Source organism: Kitasatospora sp. NPDC048662 (assembly GCF_055587065.1).
Genome location: NZ_JBVJHA010000010.1, coordinates 204,166 through 223,844, shown reverse-complemented (window position 1 = coordinate 223,844; position 19,679 = coordinate 204,166). Strand labels below are relative to the sequence as shown.

The following is a 19,679-nucleotide window of genomic DNA, read 5'->3' as shown; positions in this document are numbered from 1 at the left end:
CTCCATGTTCGACACCGTGCTCGTCGCCAACCGCGGCGAGATCGCGCTGCGGGTGATCCGCACCTTGCGACGGCTGGGCGTGCGCTCGGTCGCCGTGCACAGCGACGCGGACGCGGACGCCCCGCACGTCCGGGCCGCCGACTTGGCAGTCCGGCTCGGGCCCGCCGACCGGAGCGACAGCTCGGCCGCCGAGACCTACCTGCGCACCGACCTGATCCTCGACGCCGCCCGCCGTGCCGGCGCACAGGCCGTCCACCCCGGCTACGGGTTCCTCGCCGAGAACCCCGCGTTCGCCGAGGCCTGCACGCAGGCCGGGCTGGTCTTCATCGGCCCGCCGCCGGCTGCGGTGGAGCTGATGGGCGACAAGATCAACGCCAAGGAGGCCGTTCGGGTCGCCGGGGTGCCAGTCGTCCCCGGCAGCGAGGACGGCGCGCCCAGCGACGAGCAGCTGATCGAGGCGGCGGCCCGGATCGGCTACCCGGTGCTGCTCAAGCCTTCGGCCGGCGGCGGCGGCAAGGGCATGCGCCTGGTCCGCGACCCGGCCGAGCTGCCCGCCGAGCTCGCCGCCGCCCGCCGGGTGGCCCGCACCGCGTTCGGCGACGACACCCTGCTGCTGGAGCGCTGGGTGGACCAGCCGCGCCACATCGAGGTGCAGGTCCTGGCCGACACCCACGGCCGGACCGTGCACCTCGGCGAGCGCGAGTGCAGTCTTCAGCGCCGCCATCAGAAACTCATCGAAGAGGCTCCTTCCGTCCTGTTGAACGCCCCGACCCGGGCCGCGATGGGTGCGGCCGCGGTGCGTGCCGCCGAAGCCTGTGGTTACACCGGCGCCGGCACGGTCGAGTTCATCGTTCCCGGCGGGGACCCCGCAGGGCCCGGCACGGACGACGTCCTCGACTTCTTCTTCATGGAGATGAACACCCGCCTCCAGGTGGAACACCCCGTCACGGAACTGGCCGTCTCGGTCAACGGCCCCGATGGCCCGCAGCGGCTCGACCTGGTCGAATGGCAGCTGCGCGTCGCTGCGGGCGAGAACCTGTCCTTCACACAGTCCGACATCTCCTTCCTGGGCCACGCGATCGAGGCCCGCATCTGTGCCGAGGACCCGGAACGGGACTTCCTGCCCACCGGCGGTGAGGTCCTGCTGCTGGACGAGCCCTCGGGCGAGGGCATCCGGGTGGACTCCGGAATCGCACCCGGCGACCGGATCGGCAGCTTGTACGACCCGATGCTCGCCAAGGTGATCGCGTACGGGCCCGACCGTCCCACCGCGATCCGTCGGCTGCGGGCCGCACTTGCCGAGACCCGCATCCTGGGCGTCACCACCAACACCGGCTACCTGCGCCGGCTGCTGGCTCAGCCCGACGTGGCGGCAGGTCGGCTCGACACCGGCCTGGTGGAACGCAGCGCCCAGCAGGACCCCTCCCAGCTGAGCTCTCCGTACACCCGACCCGAAACGATCGACCTGCTCTACTTCGCCGCCGCACTGGTGCGACAGCTCGAACTCGGTCACGCCGACGCCTCCGACGGCTGGACCGATCCCTTCTCCCTCCCTTCGGGGTGGCGACTTGGCGGCGAGGCCGCATGGACCACGCACCGACTCCGGCTTGCCGGCCACGAACCGGTTGCCGTGCGTTGCCGAATGACTACCAGTGGTGAATTCGAGAGCGCTATCGGTTTTTCCGCCGCAACCACTCCCGAGTGGGAGATCCGGCTCGACGAGGGACCGACCCGGAAGGCTCGAGCGACCCGGGACGGAAGCCTCCTCCGCCTTGCGGTTGACGGCCTGCAGGCCACTTTCACAGTCGCCGAGGAACGCACCGCGGGTGGCATCACGCACTGGCTCGGCGCCGACGGAGACGCCTGGCCCGTTCACCCGTTCGATGCAATCGCCGAGCGCGCCGCCGCCGGCACCGCCCACCACGGCACCCTCACCGCTCCGATGCCCGGCACCGTCACCGTGGTGAAGGTCGAGGCCGGCGAGCGGGTCCGCCGCGGACAGGCATTGCTGGTGCTGGAGGCCATGAAAATGGAACACGTCATCTCCGCGCCGCATGACGGCACCGTCGAGGACCTGCGGGTCACCGCCGGTGCGACCGTCGCGATGGACGAGCCCTTGGTGGCGGTCGCCCCCGACGACGAGGAAGCCGCCGCCATCGGGGCGGCAGCCGGAGGCAGCACCGGAATGGACGCCAACGCCGGAGCGGAACCCGGCCCCACCGCGAAACTGCAGGAGGCTGCAGGATGACCACCGCTCCCGACCGGGCCACCCCCGAGCCGACCGTGCTGGAACTCGGCCTGCCGGATCCTGTGCGCGACCCCGATCTGCCCGCCCGAGTACGGATCCACGAGGTCGGTGCGCGCGACGGGCTGCAGAACGAGAGCAGCCTCGTCCCCGTCGAGGTCAAGGCGGAGTTCATCGCCCGGCTCGCCGCCGCCGGACTGCGCACTGTCGAAGCCACCAGCTTCGTCCACCCCAAATGGGTGCCGCAGCTGGCCGATGCCGAGGAGCTGATGCCGCGGCTGGCCGATCTGTCCGCGAGGCATCCGGGCCTGCGCCTGCCCGTCCTGGTACCCAACGAGCGCGGGCTGGATCGGGCGCTGGCCCACCACGTCGGCGAGGTCGCGGTGTTCGCCAGCGCCACCGAGACGTTCGCCCGACGCAACCTCAACCGCTCTGCGGACGAGGCGATGGCCATGTTCCGGCCCGTGGTCGAACGTGCCACGGCGGCGGGCGTCCCAGTGCGTGGCTACCTGTCGATGTGCTTCGGCGACCCGTGGGAGGGGCCCGTCCCGATCCCCCAGGTGGTCCGGCACGGCCTGACGCTGCTGGAGATGGGCTGCGCCGAGCTGAGCCTCGGCGACACCATCGGCGTCGCGACGCCCGGCCAGGTCAAGGCACTGATCGACGAGTTCACTCGTTCCGGCGTACCGATCGGCCAGGTCGCGGTGCACTTCCACGACACCTATGGGCAGGCACTGGCCAACACGCTGGCCGCGCTCCGCTCCGGCGTGACGGTGGTGGACGCCTCCGCCGGTGGCCTCGGCGGCTGCCCGTACGCCAAGAGCGCGACCGGCAACCTGGCGACCGAGGACCTGGTCTGGATGCTGCATGGCCTGGGCATCGAGACCGGCGTCGACCTGGCGGCGCTCGCCGACACCAGCGGCTGGATGGCGCGTCAACTCGGCCGCCCCAGCCCCTCGCGGACCGTCCGCGCCCTGCTCGGGCCCACGGCCTGACATCCGATTCCACAACCCCCACCCGGCCCACCAGGCCTCGATCCCGGGAGGATCACCCGTGCTCGACCACCGGCTGAGCAGTGACTACGAAGAACTTCGCCGCACCGTTGCGGAGTTCGCCAACGACGTGGTTGCGCCGAAGATCGGCGAATACTACGAGCAGAATGAATTCCCGTACGAAATTATTCGGGAAATGGGGCGAATGGGCCTGTTCGGGCTGCCCTTCCCCGAGGAGTACGGCGGCATGGGCGGCGACTACTTCGCGCTCTGCCTGGCCCTGGAGGAACTGGCCCGGGTCGATTCCTCGGTGGCGATCACCTTGGAAGCGGCGGTCTCGCTCGGCGCCATGCCGATTCACCTCTTCGGCACCGAAGAGCAGAAGCGCGAGTGGCTGCCGAAGTTGACGTCCGGCCAGATGCTCGGCGCGTTCGGCCTGACCGAGCCCGAGGGCGGCACTGACGCCGGTGCTACGCGCACCACCGCGCGCTACGACGCGGCCACCGACGAGTGGGTGATCAACGGCAGCAAGTGCTTCATCACCAACTCCGGAACCGATATCACCGGGCTGGTGACCGTCACCGCACTGACCGAACCGATCGCACATTCGAGTGATGAGGGCGTAAATAACTCGCCCACGAGGGAAATCTCCTCCATTATCGTCCCCACTGGAACTCCCGGGTTCCAGGTGTCGAAGAAGTACTCGAAGGTCGGGTGGAACGCCTCCGACACCCGCGAACTGTCCTTCACCGACTGCCGAGTTCCTGCGGCCAACCTGCTCGGCCGCCAGGGCCGCGGTTACGCCCAGTTCCTTCGCATCCTCGACGAGGGCCGCATCGCCATCGCGGCCCTGGCCACCGGCCTGGCCCAGGGGTGCGTCGACCAGTCACTGTCCTACGCCGGTACCCGCCGCGCCTTCGGCCGGCCGATCGGCGCCAACCAGGTCATCCAGTTCAAGCTCGCCGACATGGAGATGCGCGCACACACCTCCCGCCTGGCCTGGCGGGACGCCGCCTCCCGGCTGCTGCACTCCGAGCCCTTCAAGAAGGAGGCAGCCATTGCCAAGCTGTACGCCTCCGAGGCTGCGGTCGACAACGCTCGCGAGGCGACCCAGATCCACGGTGGCTACGGCTTCATGAACGAGTACCCGGTCGCCAGGTTCTGGCGCGACTGCAAGATCCTTGAGATCGGCGAGGGCACCTCGGAGGTCCAGCGCATGCTGATCGCGCGCGAGCTCGGCGTGAACTCCTGAACCCCGCACTGACACAACCCTGTTGACGGCCCAGCACCTGCAGGAGCGTCCGGACCCGCCGCGTCCTGATTTACCCGCAGGTCGGTCCGCCGGCCAAGGTTGAAACGGCGGCAGAGCCGACGTCCTGGCGTCGGTGTCGATCTGGTCGAAGCGCTCCAACGCCAGTTGGAAAGCGGTCGGCTGGATCCGCACCGCGCCGGAGAACGGCCCGCTCATCACCGCCACCATGCTCACCCCGAACGCCACGGAGGCACCCACGAAACACATCAGCATCAGATTGCGCGTGTTGGCCATCAGGCCGATCACCGGCGGCGTGGCCAGGACGAACAGCGCGCCCACCAGGAGGCCGCCGATCGCCACCACCGGCACGGACGCACGAATATCACCCAGTGCGCGTTCCGCATGGCGTTGACCTCGGACAGGCTGCGCAGCACATCGGTCCACGCGCTCGTTGCCGCCGCGGTCTGCACCGTGGCGTGATCGACTGCGGCCCGCACCTCGTCGACCGCCTGCCAGGCGACCTGGCTTTGCCGGTGTCGTGCTGCATCGCCTTCCACTCGTCGTCGATCACCACCCTGGTGTAGTTCCGTAGCCCGTCCCGCACCAGCGCCCGGTCAGCGGCCGGCAGAACGCCGGCGTTCCAGTAGGCCTCGCCAGAGCCCGCGACTCCTCGTAGGTGTGCTGGCGGGCCGAGTTGAGCTGGTGTCAGGTGCCGGCGATGCTGAAGCCCAGGAAGAGCGCGAAGAAGCCGAGGATCGCCGCCCCGGCAAAGGACAGCGCCTGCGGTGTCGTGGACCCCTCCCGCGCCCGCCTGGTCTGCCCCGACAGCAGGCCGATCACCAGCGCGAGCGCCGCACCCGACACGGCGGCGATCGCGACGATCAGCATCGCCACCGTCCGTTCCCGCCACCCTGGCCCCCTGCACCGCGCCGATCCGGCCGCCGTGGACGGTCGCAGACGGCCGGACGGCAAGCGCGGCCGTCTGCTGTGCACCGTTCCTTGACTCGACAACAGTTGCGCCATCGACAACCCCGGACATCACCAGGTCGGTCACGGTCCCGCCACCGGCCGGTCGGATCATCTCTCCGTGCGCGCTCACCGTCGCCACCGCCCCCGCGCGGAGAACGCTGCCGCCAACACACAGCACAGGAAGGAGGATCGCCAACGGCAGCATCATTACCTCGGTGTCCCACGGGTTGCCCTCCCCCTCCTGAGGCGTCCAGTCCTCGTTCCCGGGCTCGGCCTGTATCTGCCCGCCCGGCGATTTGCCCGCCGGCCGACGCTTTCGATCCAGGGCTCGCGCCCGTAAGCGCGCACCCTGGTTCGGCCCGGAGGCTGTCCCCTCACTCCGTCCGGCAGTCGCGCCCGAGACCGGACCGAGTGCCGCCCCACCACTCGCCAAGCCCTCCCCCGGGTTGGCCGCACCGACCCCAACCCGGTTTCCGCCAAGGCCAGTTGCGGCGCCGACCGTACCCGGCACTGCAAAGAGCGAGGCCGGTAGCGCGAAGGCCGTCCCACCAGGCAGCAGTGCTGGTGCTGTCCCGGGCAGGAACGGCGCCAGCACCTGGCCCGCAGGGGCCGCTGCTGCGGGCTGGCCCGGGGTCGCGAGGGGTTGCTGACCGGGCGCGGCCGCAGCAGCGGCCCCTGCACCCAGAACGGGCACAGGAAGTAGCCCCGCCGGAGCCGCCGCCACTCCAGCAGCCGCGCCGACGCCTCCGGCACCGGGAACGGCAGCGCAAGGAACGGCAGCGCAAGGAACGCCGGCCGAGCCCGCAGCGGCTCCTGCCCCTGCCCCCGTACCGGTGGCAGTGCCGACGCCTGCACCCGTACCAGTGGCGGTTCCCGGTCCCAGTGCCTGTACCTGTGGTCACGCCGGCGCCTGGGACTGTTGCTCCGCCAGGTGTGGTGGGTGCCGGTTCTGCGGCTGGCGGGGTGGGGCTGAACCCGTCATAGGCTCCGGCCGCGTCGGCGGAGACCTGGCGTGGTGCTTGGAGCTTGCCGTCCGGTCCGACGGTCGCGTCGTCCGCCAGACCCTGAGCGTGCGCCGTGCCGATCTGGTGGCCCGGGAGGGCGGTCCCGAAGGCCTGACAGTCGACGCCCTGCCGGGGGGCGAGGGTGCGGCCGCCGTCGGGGCCCGAACAGCTCACTGTTCCCATGCCGGGCAGCCCTCGACCACGGAGATGTCGGTGATCGGAACATCGCCGAACGTCTCCAGGCGGTACCGGAGGTCAACGGTCCCGCGGACCGCGGTCAGCGCTCTCGGCGAGGCACGGCGGTTACCCATGGTCGGCACCCCTCCAGCACGGTCGGCGCCGCCTCCGGCACGGACCGGTGGGACAGGCCGGTGCCGGTGGGCACTCCCACCCGGGTGAGAACAAGACCGGCGGCGATGCCCAGGTAGCCGGCGGTTGCATCGGCGTGGGCCTGCGGCAGTCGGGCCGGTGGCTTCGGCGACGGCCTCGGCAGTGGCGGTGACCTGAACGATCTGGGATCCGCCGGTGGCCGTGAACGAGGCGGTGCAGTCGAGGCTGCCGTCCGGCGGGATGCTTCGGCCGCATCGCATTGGGCTTGGCCGCCCGGCAGTTGGGAGTCGCTCAGCACGAGGTCGGCGAGCTGGTGCTCGGCGTGGTTGGTGAGGCGGTAGGTCCGGGTGGCCACCTCAGGCGCGAAGCCGCACGCCGAGGTCGGTACTGGTGTTGGTGCTGACGCTGAGCGTCAGGGTTTCGCGTACCTCCCCGCCTCGGGTGGTGCCGGGGCCCGGGGTCCAGGCCCCGAGGACGGCCGGCACCAGGAGGGCAGCTCCGATTACAGGGGACATGTGACGGCGAGTCGCGGCTGTGGCCGCGCGCCACTCCACAGCCAGTAAGAAGATATGACGACTGGTCGCCTGCGAATGGTTCACCACACCCCGGCCCGATAACCGATGTGACGCACACCCCGACGCCGGAACGATCCATTCGGCTGTATCCGGCTGCCGGGCGCCCCCGCGCCGCGAGCCTTCCCGAACCCCAGGTGGCCGGTTCCTCCCACCCGCATCCGGCCATGATCCGACAGCGGCGCCGGCAGGTGCGGGGCGAGAGATCAGAGGGCGCGGCCAAGATGCGACGGGCCCGGGTGGGCGGCCGCGCGGGCAGGGCAGGCAGGGCGGAAACGGAGCCAGTCGGGTCGGTCAGGGGATGACGATGACCGGGCGGTTCGCGCGGCGGGCGAGGCGGCCGGAGACCGAGCCGAAGATCTTCCCGAACAGCCCGTGGGTACTGCCGACCACGATGGCATCTGCGGCGTACTCGCGGCCGACCTCCTCGATCTCGTGGCAGATGTCCCCACCCCGTTCGACCAGGATCCAGGGGACGCCGGAGAGGAAGTCGGCGCAGGCGAGTTCGAGGCCGAGGATCTCGGTGCGCTGGTCGGGGAGGTCCACGAAGACGGGCGGTTCGCAGCCGGCCCAGACGGTGGCGGGAAGACGGTTGGCGACGTGGACGATCACCAGGCCGCACTGGGAGCGGCGGGCCATGCCGACGGCGTAGGCCAGGGCGCGTTCGCTGGAGAGCGAGCCGTCGAAGCCGACCACCACGCCGTGTTGGAACTGCGGGTCGCAGGCACGGGAGCCGTGTTCCTGGAGCTGCGGTTCGCCTTCACCATCACGGCGGCCGACGGTCGGACGGGAACTGTCGGTCATCGCGTCCTCCGCAGTACCGGATCGTGGGGCGGCGGCGGGATCAGCCGCCGAGCCGGGAGTGGCAGGGGTCGGGTGCCTTGGCTCGTCGGGCCCCGGCCGGTCCGGACGCCGTCGGCGGGCGGGGCGTCCGAACACGCCCGCACGCCCCCGTGAAGCCGCCCAACTCGTCCAGCCAGAAGGGACGGAGGGGCCAGCGGCGCCCGTCCGGTCAGAACGCTCGGGCACGTCCTCGGCGATGCTGCGCCCATCGGCCTCACTTCGCCCGCGTACGTCGGTGCCACCGCGGCCGCGTCCATCGGCCGCACCGCGCCCGCGTACGTCGGTGCCACCGCGCCCGCGTCCATCGGCCGCACCGCGCCCGCGTACGTCGGTGCCACCGCGCCCGCGCACGTCGGTACCGCCGCGCCCAGCGGCGTCAGGGTCGCGGGCTCGGCGGCTGCCTTCGTCAACGGTGGCGTCGGTGTTGGGGCGGCGCGCCGGGTCGGCTCCCGGCGGGGTGCCGAGGAGCTCGGCAGCGGACCTGTCGTCCCGCGAACTGCCGTGGGCAGAACGGGAAGGCTCTCGACCAGCCATGGCTCAAAACTCTTCAACCGGGATGGGCCTGCACAGGGGGACACGGCGGCGGACCGCCCTGGCCCGGGGGGAGGCACGACCGCGGTGGCGGACCGTTCGGAAACGACTACCACCGTTGGCGACCTGTGCCTTTCAGAGTACGGCGCGGATTGGGCCGCACCCAGCGGCGAAGCCCTCGGTACGACCAGGTTCCCGCTTGTGGGGGAATCACACGCCGGCGTGCGCGCCCCTTCTGCGGCGAGTTCCATGGAGCTTGACCGACGAGCCGCCGTACGCGCAACAGGGCAGGCACACAACGTGATCCGACTGTCATCGCCAGAGATCGCGCCTGCCCGTGGACGGTGCAGGTGAATGGTCAACATGGGCCGCGCAAGGCAGTTGGGGGGCGCAGAAGGGGGATTCGGGCGATCATGACCCGAGTTGGGACCGTAGCGGCCGGATTCGGCCAATTCGTGGGAATTCAATTCGCCTTTGGCAATTGCCACCTGCATATGGGGCGCCCGCTGGCAGCATGCTCGACATGCCGCTGCTGCTGCTCGACCTCGACAACACCTTGCTGCCCAGGGATGCCGCGTTCCGGGCCTGGGCGGAGGACTTCCTCGCCGAGAACGGCCTGCCCGCCGGTGACCTCGACTGGTTGGTCATGCTCGATGGCAGTGGTTACGTGCCGCGCAGCACCGTACTGGGCGCGGCAAAGCGCCGCTACGGCATCGATCGCTCGGTCGAGTCGATGCTCGGGCATTATCGCCGCAGCATCAACTCCCATATCAGCTGCCCGGATTCGCATTCGAGTGTGTTACGAGCGGCCCGCGAGGCAGGGTGGACGCTGGGGATCGTCAGCAACGGCGGGACGCTGCCGCAGTTGGAGAAGATCCGACTCACCGGGCTCGCCGCCCTGGTGGACGGCTGGGTCATCTCGGAGGAGGCCCGCTGCGTCAAACCTGATCCGCTGATCTTCGAAATCGCGGCCCGGCGCTGCGGGTTCCGCCCGGTGGGGGACTGGACCGCCCAGGCCTGGATGGTCGGTGACTACGGTCCGTCCGACATCGCCGGGGCGGAGGCCACCGGGCTCCGCAGTGTCTGGCTGCACCACGGCCGCCCGTGGGCCGAGCGCGGCTACCGTCCGACCGTCAGCGCACCGGACCTTCCGGAGGCGGTGCGCCTGGTCCTCGGCACGGACGAACGCCCCACCGCCGCACGGAACTTCGCCACCGGGACGCCCGGCCGCAAGCGGCCGCCCCGGACCCGTATCGCCGTCCCGGCCTCCCGACTGGCCCCCTCCCCCGCCCCGAGCGGGCCGACCGCGCCTGCCGCCCAGCCCGCATCGTTCACCCGGGCAGTGCCGCTGACACCTCTTGGCCCCGCCGCCTCCGCCGTCACACCATCCGTCCGGCCGTCCATCGCCCAGGAGCGGGCCCAGCCTCAGGCCCAGTCCTCGGTCCAGGGCCACTGGAGCGACATCTCAGCTGCCGCCGGATGAGCTCCTGAGGGATCCCGAACTCCCGTCCACCGAGGTCGAGTTGCCTACCCGACTCGGCCGCGCAGAGACCAGCCGCACGGAAGAGCGGCAGCGCAGAGACCAGCCACGCAGAAACCGGCCGCACAGAGACCAGCCGCGCGGAGACCAGCCGCACAGAGACCAGCCGCGCGGGAGAGCGGCAGCGCACGTGGTCGGCGCCGCTTCTCGCGAGCGGTCAACCCGCCCGCCCGGCAGGCAAGTTGAGCCCGCACAGCACGCAGTCGCGAGAGCGCCCGGCAGGGCAACCCAAGGGCGCAAGCGGCCCTCCCTGCAAGGGGGTTGGATTCGGACGAATGTGCGGCGCGCGCCCCGACGGCATGTGGCGCCGGAGGGGTTGGCCGGCCGATGGCGGTGGTGGGGCGGGTGGGGCCCGTGGGGCTGGAGTGACGGGAGGGAAATGGGGGGTACGAAGTGACGGAGTGTGAGGTGGGAGGCGGTCGGAGGTGGCCGATTCGGGTTGGGCCGGGGGGCTGACGGGGCGCGGGGATCTTGGCTCAGGTGTGCGCTGTGGCGCGTGAGGAGTAGGTTCACGCCCCCGATTTGAACCGTACGTTTTCGGCCAACTTGCGGGCCGGGCCCGCTGTTCGGGCAAAGCCGCAGCACACAGCGGCCGACAGGTGTGTCGGCGGCGGGTGAATCATGAACAGGTCGTGCGACAACCAGCCACGGTTGTCCGCGCCCCCTTCACAGCGGGGTCGACGGGTGCCACGCTTCGTGATCGAATGCTTCACGCCAAATTGCCATGTCGACATAGCGTCGGATGGTGAACTTGTCACAACAGCAACGGTCCACCAAGTAGATTCGATCTTGGCTCGCAGAGCGGCAGCCGAGACCACCACACCACCGAGGGGGCTGGAGCGCCTTGAGCAGGGTGAGCAGGAGCGACGCGGGTCCTGAAGGCGGCCGCCAGCCGTCGGTCCTTCCCGGTGGCGGAGCGAGACTCGGCAAGTTCGGTGGTACCGCTCCCGGTTCACTCGGTGGTGGTTCGAATGGCCATCAACCCCAGGGCGGCTGCGGTGCGCTGACTTCGGGTCAGTACACCTCGGCTCCGGTCCAGCAGCCTGCCGCCCCGCTCGCCGGTCACGGCAGCCTCGCCGTCGGCCCTTCCAATCCCTCGTCCGTGGGCGGCAGTTCGGGATCCGGCTCCGGGTCCGACGCACTCGCCGCCACCGGCCCGGGCGTGCTGGGCGCTCCGCGCAAGCTTGCCGGGCGGCGTCGGCGTGAGACCGTCGCGGTGCTGCTGTTCAGTGGGGCGCCGATCTTCGAGAGTTCGATCCCGCTGTCGGTGTTCGGCGTGGACCGCCAGGACGCCGGAGTCCCCCGCTACCGGCTGTTGGTGTGCGCCGGCGAGGAGGGGCCGCTGACCACCACCGGCGGACTGACCCTCACCGCACCGTACGGGCTGGAGGCGCTGTCCCGGGCCGGCACCATCGTGGTGCCCGCCTGGCGTTCGATCTCGCAGCCTCCGCCGGTCGAGGCCATCGCCGCCCTGCGCAAGGCGCACCACGAGGGGGCCCGGATCATCGGCCTCTGCACCGGCGCCTTCGTCCTGGCAGCGGCGGGGCTGCTCGACGGGCGCCCGGCAACCACCCACTGGATGTACGCGCCGACGCTGGCCAAGCGCTACCCGCGGGTCCACGTCGATCCGCGCGAACTGTTCGTGGACGACGGCGATGTGCTGACCTCCGCCGGCACCGCGGCCGGCATCGACCTCTGTCTGCACGTGGTCCGCAGCGACCACGGCGCGGAGGCCGCCAACGCGCTCGCCCGCAGGCTGGTGGTGCCCAACCGGCGCGGTGGCGGAGGTCAGGCCCAGTACATCGATCAGTCTTTACCTGAGGAGATCGGCAACGACCCGCTGGCCGAGGTGGTCACCTGGGCGTTGGAGAACCTCAACCAGCAGTTCGACGTCGAGGTCCTGGCGGCCCGCGCCTACATGTCGCGGCGCACCTTCGACCGCCGGTTCCGCACGCTCACCGGCAGCGCCCCGCTGCAGTGGCTGATCACCCAGCGGGTGCTGCAGGCGCAGCGGCTGCTGGAGACCTCCGACCTGTCGGTGGACGACGTCGCCCGTCGCTGCGGCTTCCGTTCCCCGGTGGCGCTGCGCGGTCACTTCCGCCGCCAGCTGGGTGTCTCCCCGGCCGCGTACCGGACCACCTTCCGGGCCCGGCGTCCGGCGGCCGGCAGCTCGACGGTGCCCTCGGCGGGTGTTCCGGCCGAGCGCGCGGCGGGTGTGCTGGGCAATGGGCCGGGCGGGGCGGGTCCGGGCGGGCACGGCCAGCACGGCCAGGGTCCCTCCGGGAACCTCGGGATGGCGCATGGTCAGGGCGCGGGCGGGGTGAACGGCCCGGGCGTGGGCGGTTCCGGCCTCGGCGGTCCGGGCCTGGGTGGTCCTGCCGGTGCGGCGGGGCGGCCTCGGCAGCGGCCGCTGGTGCCGCCGCAGGCGGGTCCGCCGGCGGGGGTGCTGGGTTCGCGGCTGAACGAGCGTCCGGGCGACCCGCGGTACGCCGCCCGCCCCGCCGGTGGCGCGGGTACGGCGCAGCCGGGCGGGCAGCCGGGCGTCCCGTACCCGAGTGCCCATCAGGGCCCCCCGCCCGCGCATGCGCACGCGCAGCCGTCGCCGGGCCAGCCGGTGCGGCCGAGCGCGGCGTACCCGGGAGGTCGCGGCTCGTCCCCGGCCGACCGTTCCGACCGTGCCAATCCGCTCGACGGTGCGGAGCGAAAGGACCGGCCGGTGGAGCATGCGATCGCGGAGGACCCGGACGGCCAGCAGCCGAGCGCCCGCGGTCAGCGGCTGGCACACCGTCCGGAGACCGGGCCGGAGCGCGGGGCGCGCGGGACGGCGGACTTCGGTCCGGACGGCGCGCGTGCGGTGTCGGGGGCGCGCGACCGCGCCGTAGGCTGAGGGGCGTGAATGACCGCTTGGTATGGATCGACTGTGAGATGACCGGCCTCGACCTCGATCGGGACGCCCTGATCGAGGTCGCCGCCCTGGTGACCGACTCCGAGCTGAACGTGCTCGGCGAGGGCGTGGATGTGATCATCCGCCCGCCCGCCGAGGCGCTGGAGAACATGCCCGAGGTGGTGCGGGAGATGCACACCGCCTCGGGCCTGCTCGACGAGCTCGCGGACGGCCTGACCATGGCCGAGGCCCAGGAGCGGGTGCTGGCGTACATCCGCGAGCACGTGCCGGAGGCCGGCAAGACGCCGCTGTGCGGCAACTCGGTGGCCACCGACCGCGGCTTCCTGTCCCGGGACATGCCGGAGCTGGAGGGGCACCTGCACTACCGGATAGTGGACGTCTCCTCGATCAAGGAACTGGCCCGCCGCTGGTACCCCCGCGCCTACTACAACAGCCCGCAGAAGGGCGGCAGCCACCGCGCGCTGGCGGACATCCGCGAGTCGATCGCCGAACTCCGGTACTACCGCGAGGCGGTGTTCGTCCCGCAGCCCGGTCCGGACGGCGACACCGCCCGCGAGATCGCCGCCCGCCACCAGGTGCCCACCACCTGACCAGGGCTCGGGTCCGGGCGCTCCGGAAAACCGTGGCGCAAGCACTGCTCAGCATCCTGTAGAGTTCTTCCTGTCGGAGCGGGAACGCGAAAGCGGGAAAGCGCCGGACAGATGGTGGGCGTAGCTCAGTTGGTAGAGCACCTGGTTGTGGTCCAGGTGGTCGCGGGTTCGAGTCCCGTCGCTCACCCCATCGAAGAAGGGCCCTGGCCAAGGGAATTGGCCAGGGCCCTTCTTGCATGTGTCAACACCGGCCCCCAGCCGGCCCGCACCGGTCGTCGGCCGGCCCGCACCGGTCGTCAGCCGGTCCACTCCGGCCGTCGGCCCGCCGGGCCCGAATCCCCACTGGCCCGGCCCGGCCGGACGGACACACACCTGACAGGGCATCAGCGGCGCATCGGCCCGCACGTCGGCCCGATCCATCGTGGACGCCGAAGCTACCTGTCAGTAACATCAGCGCCATGACCACTACTGCGATCGGCCAGCTGCTCACCGACACCGTCCCGATGGTGAAGACCCTGCAGCTGGAGTACCTGGAGACCACCCCGGAGCGGGCCGTGCTGCGGCTGCCCGACCTGCCGGAGTACCGCAACCACGTGGGCGGGCCGCACGCGGGCGCGATGTTCACCCTGGCCGAGTCGGCGAGCGGCGCGATCGTGCTGGCCGCGTTCGGCGACCAGATGGGCCGCGCGGTGCCGCTGCCCACGGTCGGCGAGATCTCCTTCAAGAAGCTCGCCCGCGGTGTGGTGACGGCCACGGCCACGCTGGGCCGCCCGGCCGCCGAGGTGCTCGCCGAGCTGGACGAGGGCAAGCGCCCCGAGTTCCCGATCACCGTGGAGATCACCCGCGAGGACGGCGCCGTCACCGGCGTGCTGGAGATCCTCTGGACGCTGCGCCCCAACTCCTGACCCGCCCCACACACAAAGGCGCGGGCCTCAACGCCCAGCGGCCACCCGCCCCGGCGGTCACCCGCCCCACGCACAGAGGCGCAGGCCGCAACGCCCAGCGGCCACCCGCCCCGGCGGTCACCCGCCCGAGCAGCCACCCGCCCCGGCGGTCACCCGCCCACCAACCACCCACCCCCGGCAGCCACCCGCCCCGGCGGTCAGGCGGATTCGCGGACGATCAACTCGGTCGCCAGCACCACCTGCCGCCGGGCCCGGCCGCGTTCGGCGATCTCGTCCAGCAGCAGCCGGGCCATGGTGCGGCCCATCTCCTCGATCGGCTGGCGCACGCTGGTCATCGGCGGGTCGGTGTGCCGGGCCACGATCGAGTCGTCGAAGCCGATCACCGCGACGTCGTCGGGGATCCGCCGGCCGGCGGCCCGCAGCACCTGCATCGCGCCGGCCGCCATCACGTCGGACGCGCAGAACACGCCGTCCAGTTCGGGCCGCCGTTCCAGGAGTTCGCGCATCGCGACCCGGCCGCCCTCCTCGGTGAAGTCGGCCAGGCCGACCAGTTCCTCGTCGTAGGGGTGTCCGGACTCCTCCAAGGCCCGGCGGTAGCCGCCGAGGCGGGCCTGGGCGACCTCCATGTCCAGCGGGCCGGTGAGGGTGGCGACCTGGCGGCAGCCGCGGCGCAGCAGGTGCCGGACGGCCATCCGGGCGCCACCGGCGTTGTCGGCGTGGACGTAGCTGAGCGGCTCGAGGTCGCCGCGCCGGCCGGCCAGCACGGACGGGATCTCCAGGCTCTCCAGCAGGGCGGGCAGCGGGTCGTCGCGGTGCACCGAGACGACCAGGACGCCGTCGACCCGCTGGGCGGTCAGGTAGGCCGAGAGGCGTTCGCGCTCGCGCTGGTTGCGGACCAGGATCAGCAGCAACTGCATGTCGGTCTCGGCGAGTTCGGCCGAGACGCCGCTGATGATGTCGGAGAAGTACGGCTCGGAGAACAGCCGGGTCTCGGCCTCTGGGACGACCAGCGCGATGGAGTCGGTGCGCGAGGTGACCAGGGTGCGGGCGGCCCGGTTGGGGACGTAGCCGAGTTCCGCGATGGCGTTCTGGACGGCCTCGCGGGCCTTGGCGCTGACCCGGGGCGAGCCGTTGACGACCCGGGAGACGGTGCCGCGGCCGACGCCGGCCAGTGCGGCCACCTCCTCCAGGGTGGGGCGCGCGGTGGCTCTGCCGCCGGCGCCCGGGTGGAGCGCTTCGGGGCGCTGTGCGGTCGGGCTCATCGCTGCACCTCTCGGTCTCTGTGACGGATGGGACGGACGGGGCGGGCAGCACGGTTCCGGTGGGGTCCGTCCGGCGCCCGCACGGACTGTTCATTGTGGCCGGTCCCGCGCCGTTCACGACCCTCCGGGGCGCACCGCGCTTCGGCTTCCGGGCAGCCCGAAGGCCGGCCCCGCGCCGGGCCGTCGCAACCGGAAACGCTCCGGCAACGTTTGCGTCGCCATGTCTTGACACTCACCCCGGCGACCCAGCAACCTTCCGGCATGCCAAGTGTGGGAGCGCTCCCACAGCACTCCCGCACTCTAGTCGGAAATCAGCGCACGAAGAACATCCAAGAACCTCCGAGAACCTCTCCGCTCCACCCCGGAAGACCCGGACCCACCACCCGGACAAAGGAGTTCACCCCCATGCGCACCACCTCCCGCCCCCGCAGAGCCGCCGTCCTCGCCACCGCCGTACTGGCCACCTCCGCCCTGCTGCTCACGGCCTGCTCGTCCGGCTCGGACGGCGGCAGCGGCAACGGCAGCGGCAGCGGCAGCGGCAACGGCAGCGGTTCGGGCGACGCCAACGCGAAGATCACCCTGACCGTCGGCGACTTCGGCACCTTCGGCTACAAGGAGGCCGGCCTGTACGACGAGTACATGGCCGCGCACCCGAACGTCACGATCAAGTACGACACCGTCCAGGACGGCCAGAAGTACTGGGACGCGCTGACCACCCACCTGGCGTCCGGCAGCGGTCTGGCCGACATCCAGGCGGTCGAGGTCGGGTACATCGCGCAGGCCGCCAACACGCTGGGCGACAAGTTCGTGGACCTCGGCAAGTCCGAGGGCGTCAACCCGGCCAACTGGCTGGGCTGGAAGGCGAAGCAGGCCACCACCCCGAAGGGCGCGCTGATCGGGCTGGGCACCGACATCGGCCCGATGGCGATCTGCTACCGCACCGACCTGTTCCAGCAGGCCGGTCTGCCCACCGACCGCGCCGAGGTCGGCAAGCTGTGGGCCGGCGACTGGTCGAAGTTCGTCGAGGCGGGCAGGAGCTACCAGTCGAAGGCTCCGGCGGGCACGTTCTTCACCGACTCCGCCTCCGGCCTGTTCAACGCCGCGCTGTCGGCCGAGCCCCTGCAGTACTCGGACGCCGAGGGCAAGCTGGTCTACAAGGCCAGCCCGGGCGTCAAGAATGCCTGGGACCTGGCGGTCTCCGCCTCGCAGGCGAGGATCAGCGCCGGTCTGCGCCAGTTCCAGGACCCGTGGAACGCCGCGTTCGCGAACGCCAAGTTCGCCACCGTGGTCTGCCCGTCCTGGATGACCGGCATCATCAGCAAGTACTCCGGCGACGCCGGCAAGGGCAAGTGGGACGTCGCGGCCCCGCCGCTCGCCTCGAACTGGGGCGGCGCGTTCCTGACCGTCCCGAAGTCCGGCAAGCACACCAAGGAGGCCGCCGCGCTGGCCGCCTGGCTGACCGCGCCGGAGCAGCAGGCGAAGGTGTTCACCAAGGTCGGCAACCTGCCGTCCACCGTGGGCGGTCTGCAGCAGCCCGCCGTCCAGGGCGCCAGGGCCGAGTACTTCAACAACGCCCCGACCGGCCAGATCTTCGCCACCACCGCGCAGACCGTCACGCCGGCGCCGATCGGCGAGCAGGACGGCAACGTGAAGACGATCATCACCGACAACGGCGTCCTCGACATCGAGGAGCACGGCACCGACCCGGCCAAGGCGTGGAGCAACGTCACCAAGCTGGTCGACGACAAGGTCGGCCACTGACCCGGCCGCTGCCCCGGTCACCGACTGCCCGGCCGGGCTCCGCTCCGCCGCCCCTCGCCACCCCGGGAAGGAAGCCCCACGTGGCCACCAACGCCCCCGCCGCGACCCCACCCGTCCCCCCGGGGCGCCCCGCCTGGCGCTCCCGCCTGTACCGGCTCGACCTGAAGGCCTCGCCGTACGCCTTCATCGCCCCGTTCTTCCTCTGCTTCGCCGCCTTCGGCCTGTTCCCGCTGATCTGGACGGGCTGGCTGTCGCTGCACCACGTCGATCTGCTGAAGCCGGACGTGATGGAGTGGAAGGGCCTCGGCAACTACACCCGGCTGTGGTCCAACGACCAGTTCTGGACGGCGCTGCGCAACACCTTCACGATCGGGGTGATCTCCACCGTCCCGCAGTTGCTGATGGCGCTGGGGCTCGCCCACCTGCTGAACCACCGGATGCGGGCCCGCGGCTTCCTCCGGGTGGCGATCCTCGCCCCGTACGCCACTTCGATCGCCGCCGCGACCCTGGTGTTCGTCCAACTGTTCAACCCGGACTACGGGTTCATCAACTGGGCGCTGGACGCGGTCGGCATCCACCACATCAACTGGTACGCCGACACCTGGCCCTCGCAGATCGCCGTCTCCGCCATCGTCACCTGGCGCTGGACGGGCTACAACGCGCTGATCTACCTGGCCGCGATGCAGGCGGTGCCGAAGGACCTGTACGAGGCGGCGAGTCTGGACGGGGCCAATCGCTGGCAGCAGTTCACCCGGATCACCGTCCCGTCGATCCGGCCGACCATCCTGTTCACCGTCATCGTCTCGACCATCGGCGCCACCCAGCTGTTCGGCGAGCCGCTGCTGTTCGGCGGCGGTGTGGGCGTCTCCGGCGGCTCCGCGCACCAGTTCCAGACGCTCGGCCTGTACATGTACGAACTGGGCTGGCCGTCACGGCAGTTGGGACGGGCCTCGGCGGTGGCCTGGACGATGCTGCTGATCCTGCTGGTGATCGGCCTGGTGCAGTTCCTGATCGCCCGTTACCGCAAGCGCCACGAGCTGGGAGGCTGAGATGGCCGTCACCCTGTCCACCCCTTCGGCCCGCACCACGCGGCCCGCCCGGCAGGAACGTCCGCGAGGTCTGTTCCGGCGCGGCGCCGGCGACCAGGACAAGGCCGGTCCGGTCGCCCACCTGCTGCTGGCCGTCGCCGCGGTGGTCTCGCTGTTCCCGCTGTACTGGACCTTCGTCGCGGCCTCGCACACCGGCGAGCGGGTGGCCCAGTCGCCGCCGCCGATGGTGCCCGGCGGCCGGCTGTGGGCCAACATCTCCACCGCCTGGGAGCAGGCCGACATGGGCACCGCGCTGCTGAACTCCACCGTGGTGGCGGGCTGTGTGGCGCTGTCCACGGTGCTGTTCTCCACGCTGGCCGGCTTCGCCTTCGCCAAGTTGCGTTTCCGCGGCCGGAACGCGCTGCTCACCCTGGTGGTCGCCACCATGACCGTTCCGCCGCAGCTCAGTGTGATCCCGCTGTACCGGATCATCACGAAGCTGGACTGGGGCAACCACCTGCAGTCGGTGATCCTGCCCTCGCTGGTGGCCGCGTTCGGTGTGTTCTTCATGCGCCAATTCCTGTCCGAGGCAGTGCCGTTCGAGCTGATCGAGGCGGCCCGGGTGGACGGGGCGCACAGCCTGCGGATCATCTGGCACGTGGTGTTCCCGGTGGCCCGGCCCGCGATGGCGGTGCTCGGCATGCTGGTGTTCGTCCAGTCCTGGAACGACTTCTTCTGGCCGTTCGTGGTCCTCACCCAGCAGAACCCGACCGTGCAGGTCGCGCTCTCGGCGATCGGCGGAGGCTCTGGGCACGACATCAACCAGGCCGTGATCATGACCGGCGCGCTGGTCGGCACCCTGCCGCTGCTGCTGATCTTCGCCGTTCTGGGGAAGCACATTGTCGGCGGGATCACGTCCGGCGCCGTCAAGAGCTGATCCTCCGGAAGGC

General features: G+C 71.3%; 14 protein-coding genes, 1 tRNA gene and 1 pseudogene. 12 read left to right on the top strand and 4 right to left on the bottom strand.

Annotated features, from left to right (window positions below):
* Positions 1-4 precede the first annotated feature (4 nt).
* From ACZ6R9_RS25500 to ACZ6R9_RS25485, 4 genes are all read left to right on the top strand, one after another.
* Positions 5-2,248 (top strand): acetyl/propionyl/methylcrotonyl-CoA carboxylase subunit alpha, encoded by a 2,244-nt coding sequence (locus tag ACZ6R9_RS25500; RefSeq protein ID WP_465540527.1) that lies wholly within the window; start codon positions 5-7, stop codon positions 2,246-2,248.
* The gene (locus tag ACZ6R9_RS25495; protein ID WP_465540526.1) at positions 2,245-3,240 is read left to right on the top strand and encodes a hydroxymethylglutaryl-CoA lyase; all 996 of its coding nucleotides are present in this window, start codon (positions 2,245-2,247) and stop codon (positions 3,238-3,240) included. The genes ACZ6R9_RS25500 and ACZ6R9_RS25495 overlap by 4 nt, the downstream gene beginning before the upstream one ends.
* Before the next feature lie 58 nt (positions 3,241-3,298).
* Positions 3,299-4,489 carry an acyl-CoA dehydrogenase family protein gene (locus tag ACZ6R9_RS25490; RefSeq protein ID WP_465540524.1) on the top strand — a complete coding sequence of 397 codons (1,191 nt, stop codon included), beginning with the start codon at positions 3,299-3,301 and terminating at the stop codon, positions 4,487-4,489.
* A gap of 133 nt (positions 4,490-4,622) precedes the next feature.
* Positions 4,623-4,901, top strand: a complete 279-nt coding sequence (locus tag ACZ6R9_RS25485; RefSeq protein ID WP_465540522.1) for a hypothetical protein — start codon at positions 4,623-4,625, stop codon at positions 4,899-4,901.
* A gap of 293 nt (positions 4,902-5,194) precedes the next feature.
* Here ACZ6R9_RS25485 and ACZ6R9_RS25480 read toward each other — a convergent pair whose 3' ends face one another.
* The 3 genes from ACZ6R9_RS25480 to ACZ6R9_RS25470 all read right to left on the bottom strand — a co-directional run bounded on the left by ACZ6R9_RS25480 (position 5,195) and on the right by ACZ6R9_RS25470 (position 8,168).
* On the bottom strand, positions 5,195-5,383 hold the full coding sequence (locus ACZ6R9_RS25480; RefSeq protein ID WP_380483763.1) for a hypothetical protein: 189 nt from the start codon (positions 5,381-5,383) through the stop codon (positions 5,195-5,197).
* A 1,765-nt stretch (positions 5,384-7,148) separates the two neighbouring features.
* Positions 7,149-7,307: a hypothetical protein gene (locus ACZ6R9_RS25475; RefSeq protein ID WP_465540520.1), complete on the bottom strand. Its 159-nt coding sequence runs from the start codon at positions 7,305-7,307 to the stop codon at positions 7,149-7,151.
* 351 nt (positions 7,308-7,658) lie between these two features.
* A complete protein-coding gene (locus ACZ6R9_RS25470; RefSeq protein ID WP_465540518.1) occupies positions 7,659-8,168 on the bottom strand; it encodes a universal stress protein in 510 nt (169 codons plus the stop codon).
* A gap of 1,084 nt (positions 8,169-9,252) precedes the next feature.
* Here ACZ6R9_RS25470 and ACZ6R9_RS25465 point away from each other — a divergent pair.
* The 5 genes and pseudogenes from ACZ6R9_RS25465 to ACZ6R9_RS25445 all read left to right on the top strand — a co-directional run bounded on the left by ACZ6R9_RS25465 (position 9,253) and on the right by ACZ6R9_RS25445 (position 14,678).
* A complete protein-coding gene (locus ACZ6R9_RS25465; RefSeq protein ID WP_465540517.1) occupies positions 9,253-10,221 on the top strand; it encodes an HAD family hydrolase in 969 nt (322 codons plus the stop codon).
* 1,219 nt (positions 10,222-11,440) lie between these two features.
* Positions 11,441-12,443: pseudogene (locus ACZ6R9_RS25460) on the top strand (helix-turn-helix domain-containing protein); the annotation flags it as partial.
* Positions 12,444-13,170: 727 nt separating this feature from the next.
* Positions 13,171-13,773, top strand: a complete 603-nt coding sequence (orn, locus tag ACZ6R9_RS25455) for an oligoribonuclease (protein WP_380483757.1) — start codon at positions 13,171-13,173, stop codon at positions 13,771-13,773.
* Between the two features lie 114 nt (positions 13,774-13,887).
* Positions 13,888-13,963, top strand: a tRNA-His gene (locus ACZ6R9_RS25450).
* A gap of 268 nt (positions 13,964-14,231) precedes the next feature.
* A complete protein-coding gene (locus tag ACZ6R9_RS25445; protein WP_380483756.1) occupies positions 14,232-14,678 on the top strand; it encodes a DUF4442 domain-containing protein in 447 nt (148 codons plus the stop codon).
* 197 nt (positions 14,679-14,875) lie between these two features.
* Here the strand turns inward: ACZ6R9_RS25445 and ACZ6R9_RS25440 are convergent, their stop codons facing one another.
* Positions 14,876-15,940 (bottom strand): LacI family DNA-binding transcriptional regulator, encoded by a 1,065-nt coding sequence (locus ACZ6R9_RS25440; protein WP_380483754.1) that lies wholly within the window; start codon positions 15,938-15,940, stop codon positions 14,876-14,878.
* A gap of 405 nt (positions 15,941-16,345) precedes the next feature.
* Here ACZ6R9_RS25440 and ACZ6R9_RS25435 point away from each other — a divergent pair, with 405 nt between their 5' ends.
* The 3 genes from ACZ6R9_RS25435 to ACZ6R9_RS25425 all read left to right on the top strand — a co-directional run bounded on the left by ACZ6R9_RS25435 (position 16,346) and on the right by ACZ6R9_RS25425 (position 19,666).
* Positions 16,346-17,701, top strand: a complete 1,356-nt coding sequence (locus ACZ6R9_RS25435; RefSeq protein ID WP_465540514.1) for an extracellular solute-binding protein — start codon at positions 16,346-16,348, stop codon at positions 17,699-17,701.
* 80 nt (positions 17,702-17,781) lie between these two features.
* On the top strand, positions 17,782-18,750 hold the full coding sequence (locus tag ACZ6R9_RS25430; protein WP_465540513.1) for a carbohydrate ABC transporter permease: 969 nt from the start codon (positions 17,782-17,784) through the stop codon (positions 18,748-18,750).
* 1 nt (position 18,751) lies between these two features.
* A complete protein-coding gene (locus ACZ6R9_RS25425; RefSeq protein WP_465540511.1) occupies positions 18,752-19,666 on the top strand; it encodes a carbohydrate ABC transporter permease in 915 nt (304 codons plus the stop codon).
* Positions 19,667-19,679 lie beyond the last annotated feature (13 nt).

Bases quoted from the DNA above. Each gene is read 5' to 3' on its own strand.
- ACZ6R9_RS25500 (WP_465540527.1), top strand. From the start codon at position 5: ATGTTCGACACCGTGCTCGTCGCCAACCGCGGCGAGATCGCGCTGCGG.
- ACZ6R9_RS25495 (WP_465540526.1), top strand. From the start codon at position 2,245: ATGACCACCGCTCCCGACCGGGCCACCCCCGAGCCGACCGTGCTGGAA.
- ACZ6R9_RS25475 (WP_465540520.1), bottom strand. From the start codon at position 7,307: ATGTCCCCTGTAATCGGAGCTGCCCTCCTGGTGCCGGCCGTCCTCGGG.
- ACZ6R9_RS25470 (WP_465540518.1), bottom strand. From the start codon at position 8,168: ATGACCGACAGTTCCCGTCCGACCGTCGGCCGCCGTGATGGTGAAGGC.
- ACZ6R9_RS25465 (WP_465540517.1), top strand. From the start codon at position 9,253: ATGCTCGACATGCCGCTGCTGCTGCTCGACCTCGACAACACCTTGCTG.
- ACZ6R9_RS25445 (WP_380483756.1), top strand. From the start codon at position 14,232: ATGACCACTACTGCGATCGGCCAGCTGCTCACCGACACCGTCCCGATG.
- ACZ6R9_RS25440 (WP_380483754.1), bottom strand. From the start codon at position 15,940: ATGAGCCCGACCGCACAGCGCCCCGAAGCGCTCCACCCGGGCGCCGGC.
- ACZ6R9_RS25435 (WP_465540514.1), top strand. From the start codon at position 16,346: ATGCGCACCACCTCCCGCCCCCGCAGAGCCGCCGTCCTCGCCACCGCC.
- ACZ6R9_RS25425 (WP_465540511.1), top strand. From the start codon at position 18,752: ATGGCCGTCACCCTGTCCACCCCTTCGGCCCGCACCACGCGGCCCGCC.